Origin of the sequence: Streptomyces sp. KLMMK, from assembly GCF_036961605.1 — a bacterium.
Classification (GTDB): domain Bacteria; phylum Actinomycetota; class Actinomycetes; order Streptomycetales; family Streptomycetaceae; genus Streptomyces; species Streptomyces telluris.
The window spans coordinates 1-5,233 of record NZ_JBAMDC010000428.1 but is presented as its reverse complement, the minus strand read 5'-3'; the positions used below and the strand labels follow the sequence as shown (position 1 = coordinate 5,233).

Below are 5,233 nucleotides of genomic sequence, written 5' to 3'. Positions count from 1 at the left end.
ACCGTCACCTGCCAGCCGCGGGCCAGGGCCGCCTCGGTGACGGCGCGGCCCACGAACTCCGTCCCGCCCAGTATCAGTAGCCTCATGCCCCCACCCTGCCTCCTGGACCCCACATCGGGGAAGGAGGGGAGGGCAGGAAGGGGCCGGGAGAACAGGAGGGCGGGGGGCGGGAGGGGCGGAGGCGGGCGCCGCCCCGAAGGAGGGCAACCTTACTTAGAGGGCGAGGAGTTGCTTCCGGTTGCGTCCCGGCCCGGAGGGAGGTCTCGCCCGGTGAGATCGCCTACGGCGGCGGCCGGGGGGATGTATGCGGCGATCAGGGGATAGGGAAGAAAAGTCGGACGGCCGTCATCCGGCCGATCTCGGGGCGGCCCGGCGCTTACGGTACCCCTGGGGCGCCCGGGGGTACGCGCCGGGCCGTCCGGGCCGGACGGCGGTGTCGCCACAGGTCACCGGCGAGCCCGTCGCCCGGCGCGGCGCCGTCGCCCGCGCCGCGGAGTGTGATCGCGCGGCGCTCAATTCCGGCCAGGGACACGTGAGTTCCGCCCTGCTCATGGCCGGTGAGCCAGCGAGACCTCCGGGCATGGCGCACTATATGCCTGGGCGGTCGAGAGACTGTTGAGGGACTCAAGTGCCTCTCGGTGCCGTGGCACGGGCACGTTCGTGCTCGCCGCCCGCGCTGTGCCGTGCGGTCCGGCTCCGGCCGTGCGGTCCGGTCACGGGCATCGGTGTCCGTGCCGTGGGGGGATCGGGCAGGCGGTCGGGTGGGGAGGCGCGACCGCCGTGGGGCCGTGCCACTGGGGACCAACTGGGGATCAATTCGATGTGCGGGCCGGGCCGTCGGCGCCGCCCGCACGTGTCTTTGGAACCGGAGGGCCGCGCCGTGCGCGCCGCCGTCCTGGGGGGAGAATCCTATGGGTCGTTCGACCCGCCTTGCCGCAGCATGGACTGCGGCCGCCCTGCTCGCCGTCACCGTGCCGGCCGGGGCCGCCCATGCCGCCGACCCGGCGCCGAGGATCGACCTGCGGGTCCTCGTCGTGGACGACGGCGGGCCCGCGACGGAGGCGATCCGGGCGGAGCTCGACGGCGCCGGCACGCCGTACACCGCGGTGGACCTGACGGACGGCGGGCGGCCCCGCATCGACGAGGCGTTCCTCAGCGACACCGTGGACGGCAGACCGCGGGCCAGATTCCAGGGCGTGGTGCTGCCGAACGAGAACCCCTTCGGGGCGGACTCGCCGGAGATGGCCGCCCTGGCCTCCTTCGAGAAGCGCTTCGGCATCCGCCAGGTCGACGCCTACACGTACGCGAGCCCCAAGGTCGGGCTCGACAGCCCCCAGGGCACCGGCTACAGCGGCCCCCTGGACGGCAGGACCGCCCAGGTGACGGCCGACGGCGCCACAGGACCCTTCGGCTACCTCAAGAAAAACGTTCCTTTCGAGGACAACGACCCCTCGGTCAACGAGAGCTACGGCTATCTCGCCGCGCCCCTCGCGCAGCAGGAGCAGGGCGCGACCTACACCAGCTACCTCGACGCACCGATCCCCGGCAGCACCGCGCGCGGCTCCCTGATCGGCCAGTACACCCACGACGGCCGCAGCGAGCTGGTCGTCACCTTCATCGCCAACCAGTACCAGAGCCAGTTCCGCCTGGTCTCGCGCGGCATCGTGGAGTGGCTGACGCAGGGCATCCACCTGGGCGCCTCCCGCAACTACCTCGGTGTGCACGTCGACGACGTCTTCGCCTCCGACGACCGGTGGGACGTCAAGCGCAAGTGCACCCCCGGCGACGTCGACTGCCCCGGCAACCCCGCCCCCGACAGCCCGCCGATACGCATGACGGCCGCCGACGCGCAGTACGCCAAACAGTGGTCGCAGAGCCACAACCTCCCGCTGGACCTGGCCTACAACGGCGTCGGCAGCGAGGAGTTCAAGGCGGAGCACGGCGGCACGTACGACCCGCTGCTCGACCAGCTCCGCGCCGACCAGAAGTCCTTCCGCTGGATCAACCACACCTACACCCACGCCTTCCTCGGCTGCGTGCAGAACACCACCGTCGTGCCGTGGAAGTGCGCCACCGACCTGCTCGGCAACGTGCGCTGGGTCAGCCGCACCGCCATCAACGGCGAGATCGGCAACAACCTCAACTGGGCCGCCCGCCAGGGCCTCACCCTCGACAAGGACGAACTGGTCACCGGTGAGCACTCCGGCCTGAAGACCCTGCCCCAGCAGAACAAGGACAACCCCGAGCTCGCGCCGTCCCTCACGCAGAACGGCGTCGGATGGATCGCCAGCGACAACTCCCGTGAACGCCAGCAGCGCCAGGTCGGTCCCGCGCTCACCGTGCCGCGCTACCCGATGAACGTCTACTACAACGTCGGCAAGGCCACCGAGCAGACCGACGAGTACAACTGGCTGTACACGAAGAAGGCCGACGGCGGCAGCGGCACCTGCGAGAACTCCACCACGACCACCTGCCTGAAGGCCCCGCTGGACGTGAAGACCGGCTTCTCGTCCTACATCGTGCCCCTCGAGGCCCGCATCGCCATGGGCCACGTCCTCGCCAACGACCCGCGCCCGCACTTCATGCACCAGTCCAACCTCGCCGAGGAGCGCATCGGCTACACCGTCCTGGAGAAGGTCCTCTCCGACTACTCCGGCCTCTACGCCGACAACACCCCGCTGGTCAACCTCCGCATGCGCGACATCGGCACGGAGATGAGCAAGCGGGCCGCCTGGGCCGCCGCCGTCTCCGCCGGCAAGGTCACCGCCTACCGCATCGGCAGCACCGTCACCGTCTCCGCACCCGCCGGGACACCGTTCTCCGCCACCCTGCCCGGCGGCACCGTCCGCAACGACACCCGGGCCGTCTTCGGCGACGCCTACGCGGGCCTGCGCTCCGGCTGGGCCGCCCCCGCCGCCGGCCAGGACCGCCTCGACCTCACCCTGCCCGCCGGCGCCACCCCGGCGGCCCGCGCACTGACCTCCGCCACCGCCGCCGCGCAGCCCCCGGCCGCGAAGTCCCTCCCGGTTCCCGAGGGCGTCACCGCCCGCGTGCCCTACGGCCCCGGGGATGCCGCCGCCCGGCGCTGACCCGGACCGCCATCACTCCGTGCCGCACCACCCCATGCACAGCCGACACTGGAGAGAACCGAGTTCTATGCACGGACCGCCTGCCGAAACGGCATCCGACACTCCCACGGTGACCCTGCTCACCGAGGGAACGTACCCGCACAGCCATGGCGGAGTGAGCGTGTGGTGCGACCAGCTCGTCCAGGGCATGCCCGACGTCGACTTCCGGGTCATCGCGGTCACCGGCACCGGCCGCGAACCGCTCGCCTGGGAACTGCCCGGCCACGTCCGGGAGGTGGAGAGCCACGCCCTGTGGGGACCTCCGCCCCCCGGCCGCGCCCCGCGCGGCCGGGATCTGCGGGCCTTCCTCACCGCCTACGAACAGTTCCTGCTGTCCCTCCTGGACCCGGACCAGGAGCCGCACTTCGCCCGTACCTTCTACCGCCTCGCCGACCACGCCGCCTCCGGCACCCTGTCGGCCGCCCTGCGCGGCGAGGCCGCCGCCCGCACCCTCGTCCGCGTCTGGAACCGGCCGCACCTGCACACCGCGGCCGCCCGCCCCACCCTGCACGACGCCCTGCTGGCCACCGACCTGCTGGAGCACGCGCTGCGCCCGCTCGCGGCCACCCCGCCCGCCACAGGCGTCACCCACGCCGTCAGCGGAGGGCTCGCGACGCTGCCCGGCCTGGTCGCCCACCACCGGCACGGCACGCCCTTCCTCCTCACCGAACACGGCATCTACCTGCGCGAGCGCTACCTGAGCTTCCGCGCCGAGTCCTACCGCTGGCCGGTCAAGGCCCTGATGCTGGGCCTGTTCCGGATGCTCGCCGTGGAGAGCTACCGGTGCGCCTCCCTGGTCACCCCCGGCAACCGCTACAACCGGCGCTGGGAAGAGCACGGCGGCACCCCGCCCGACCGCATCCGCACCGTCTACAACGGCGTCGACCCCACGGCCTTCCCGCCCGCAGGGCCCGAGCCGGACGCCCCGACCCTCAGCTGGGCCGGGCGCGTCGACCCCATCAAGGGCCTGGAGACGCTCATCCGCGCCTTCGCGCTCGTCCGCGAGGAAATACCCGAGGCCCGCCTGCGGCTCTTCGGCGGCACCCCGCGCGGCGGCGAGGGCTACCGCACCGCCTGCGAGAAGCTCGCCGCGGAACTCGGCGCCGGCGAAGCCGTCGTCTTCGAAGGACGCGTCGACGACATCCGCGACGCCTACGCCGCCGGCAACGTCGTGATGCTCTCCAGCATCAGCGAAGGATTCCCCTTCACCCTCATCGAAGCCATGTCGTGCGGGCGGGCCACCGTCTCCACGGACGTCGGCGGCGTCCGCGAGGCCGTCGGCGACACCGGGCTCGTCGTACCGCCCCGCGACCCCGAGGCCATGGCCCGCGCCGCCCTCAAGCTCCTGCGCGACCCCGCGCGGCGCGCGGACATGGGGGAGCGGGCCCGGCTCAGGGTCATCGAACAGTTCACCCTCCGGCAGACCATCGACGCCTTCCGCGACATCTACCAGGACCTCGCCGGCACCCGCCGGCCCGAGTCCGCCCTCGAACGGCCCCGGCGCAGGCAGGAGGCCCCGGCCCGGGCCCTCGCGGACGCCGAGAGACCGGTCATGGCCCTGGCCGCGGGCGGTGCGGGATGAGCGGCTTACTCCGCCTCGTGCCCGACGAGCCCGAGCCCGCCCACGAGCCGGCGGCCGCACCCGCGACGGTGCGGCCCCGGCCGCGGCCGGGCTGGGCCGCCGACCCCGTCGACGAACTCGCCCAGCAGCTGGCCGAGGTGTGCGCCGCGGCCGTCCACCCCGACGAGATCGCGGCCGTCCTGGAGGCCGACGGCCTCACCGGCGAACAGATCACCGAACGCTACGGCCGCGCCGACGCCTTCGAACTCGCAGCGGAGCTGTACGCGCGCGTGCCCCGCAGCCACCCCGAACCCGGACCCCGTCCGGACCCCTGGAAGGTGACCCCGGGCCGCTTCGTCCTGCGGGCCCTGGTGTTCACCCTCCCCGGCTTCGGCTACTCCCTCGCCGCGCCCCTGATGGCCGGCGCCCGGGACGGCTACGGCCTGCCCCTGGGCACGGTGGGCCTCGTCACCTCCGCACTCGTGGCGTGGGCGTGGAACCAGGCCCTCGCCCACCGCGCCTACCTGCGCCTGGCGACGGGCGG

The 5,233-nt window shown here is 73.2% G+C and carries 2 protein-coding genes and 1 pseudogene; all 3 read left to right on the top strand.

Translation table 11 applies throughout. The features are described from left to right. Positions 1 to 911 precede the first annotated feature (911 nt). Entirely contained in the window at positions 912 to 3,089 is a 2,178-nt protein-coding gene (locus tag V7793_RS32895) for a hypothetical protein (protein ID WP_336013372.1), read from the top strand. A 67-nt stretch (positions 3,090 to 3,156) separates the two neighbouring features. Next, complete coding sequence (gene pelF, locus V7793_RS32890) at positions 3,157 to 4,710, top strand: GT4 family glycosyltransferase PelF (RefSeq protein ID WP_336013371.1); 1,554 nt, start codon at positions 3,157 to 3,159, stop codon at positions 4,708 to 4,710. Next, positions 4,707 to 5,233: pseudogene (locus V7793_RS32885) on the top strand (hypothetical protein); the annotation flags it as partial. The gene pelF and the pseudogene V7793_RS32885, both read left to right, overlap by 4 nt.

Coding starts and splice junctions, on each gene's coding strand:
- pelF (WP_336013371.1), top strand. CDS start 3,157: ATGCACGGACCGCCTGCCGAAACGGCATCCGACACTCCCACGGTGACC.
- V7793_RS32895 (WP_336013372.1), top strand. CDS start 912: ATGGGTCGTTCGACCCGCCTTGCCGCAGCATGGACTGCGGCCGCCCTG.